Origin of the sequence: Streptomyces sp. NPDC058459, from assembly GCF_042721685.1 — a bacterium.
In the GTDB taxonomy this organism is placed as follows: domain Bacteria; phylum Actinomycetota; class Actinomycetes; order Streptomycetales; family Streptomycetaceae; genus Streptomyces.
Window position 1 is genome coordinate 1 of record NZ_JBHXLV010000406.1, and the last position, 1,777, is coordinate 1,777.

Here is a 1,777-nt window from a genome sequence, read left to right on the forward strand (position 1 = left end):
GCGCGCTTGCGCAGCTCAGGGGGATAGGAGGAGGGACGTGCCATGACTCTGATCCTTACACGGAATCGAGTCTCCATTCGAACCGGGGCGGTTCAGGTGGCAGCCGCCCCGGAACCGGGCGCCACCGAACGCCAGCTCCAGCAGATCGCGGCCAAGAACCTTGTTATGCGGCCGCTCGTCGACTGAGGTGGCGCTGTACGACGGTCCGCTGCATGTGCTGGACGTCGGCTCTGCGATCGAGCTGCACCGGCTGCGGATCGTCACAGTATCGATGTCACCGGACCGGTCCATGCGGTCTTCGGGGGTGGGGTCTTTACGCGCTTGTGTGCTTGGGATTGAGCGTGATGTTGTCGATCACCGTGTCGGCGATGCAGTTCAGCGTCTTCGTGTCCACGCCGGCTTTGAGGAGTGCCTCAAGTCCGCGATGAGTGGCGAGGACGAGCCCGCCGAGTGCCGTAGGGTCGGCGGTTGGGTCGATGTGCCCGGCGCGCTGAGCTTGCTCGATGAGCGAGCGGCAGCTCGCGAGCAGGGTTTCGTGGGCTGCGAGTGACCGGGCCGCGATGGCGTCGTCCTCCCATGCCAGTTCGGCGGTGGTCTTGGCCAGCAGGCAGCCGCGGCGGTCTGGGCAGCCCTCCGGCGCCGCAAGCCAGGCGCGCAGGCGGTCGAGCGCCTGGTCGTCCGGGCCTTCGACCCGGGCCGTGGCGCTCTGATCGGAGCTTTCGCAGTACTCCTCAAAGACGCGTCGGAACAGAGCGTCCTTGTCGCCGAAGGCACCGTAGAGGCTGCCCTTGCTGAGCCCTGTCACGCGGGAGAGGTCCTCGACCGACGTGCCGTGGTAGCCGGTTTCGTTGAACTGCCGGCGCACGGCGACCAGCACGTCGTGCTCATCGAACTTTCGTGGACGCCCCATGTTTCCACTATACGCCGTTCTGAACATCAGTTCCAGAACGTTCTGGACGTTCGTTCCAGAACGTGGTTATTATGAACGCATGTTCAAAACTCTTGCATCCGCAGACATCACCGAGTTTGCCGGTAAGCGCGCAATCGTCACAGGCGGTTCTCGCGGGATCGGCGCGGCCATCGTGCAGCGACTGCTCGACGGCGGTGCGAGCGTCGTCGCGACGGCACGCAGCGCCACTGACGAGACGCCGAAGGACGCCACCTTCATCCCGGGCGACATCAGCACCCTCGCCGGCGTCCAGGCGTTCACTGCGGCAGCGCTGCGCGAGCTCGGCGGCGTCGACATCGTGGTGAACAACGCCGGCGCGGCCCGCACCCACCTCGGGGGCATCTCGTCGATCCCCGATGAGGAATGGCTCGACGCCCTCGACCTCAACTTCCTGTCCGCCGTGCGGGTCACCAACGCGCTGCTGCCCGCGCTGAACGAAGCCGGGGCGGGCAGCGCGATCGTCAACATCTCCTCCGGCATGGCGATTCTGCCCGGCCCGCCGATGGCGCACTACGGCGCTGCCAAGGCCGCACTCAACAACTACGGCAAGGCGCTCGCCGCCGAGCTCGCGCCCGCCGGGATCCGCGTCACCACGATCATGCCCGGCAATGTGCTCACTCCGGGCGCCGACGCGGTCCGCCAGACCTTCGCCGACGCGATGGGCGTCGACCTCGCCGCGACCACCGCGAGCATTCCGCTGGGACGCCCGGGAGACCCCCGCGACATCGCCGAGGCCGTCGCCTACCTCGTATCCGACCGAGCCCAGTGGATCACCGGGGCAAGCCTCAATGTCGACGGCGGCGAACTTCCCGCCATCTAGCCCATATC

At 67.0% G+C, this 1,777-nt stretch carries 2 protein-coding genes; one reads left to right on the forward strand and one right to left on the reverse strand.

Features of this window, described 5'->3' with window-relative positions; all coding sequences use genetic code 11:
* Positions 1–313: 313 nt before the first annotated feature.
* The gene (locus tag ACFWN1_RS33145) at positions 314–910 is read right to left on the reverse strand and encodes a TetR/AcrR family transcriptional regulator (protein WP_384370437.1); all 597 of its coding nucleotides are present in this window, start codon (positions 908–910) and stop codon (positions 314–316) included.
* A 79-nt stretch (positions 911–989) separates the two neighbouring features.
* Between ACFWN1_RS33145 and ACFWN1_RS33150 the strand changes: the two genes are divergently transcribed.
* Positions 990–1,769 carry an SDR family oxidoreductase gene (locus tag ACFWN1_RS33150; protein WP_384370440.1) on the forward strand — a complete coding sequence of 260 codons (780 nt, stop codon included), beginning with the start codon at positions 990–992 and terminating at the stop codon, positions 1,767–1,769.
* Positions 1,770–1,777: the final 8 nt, after the last annotated feature.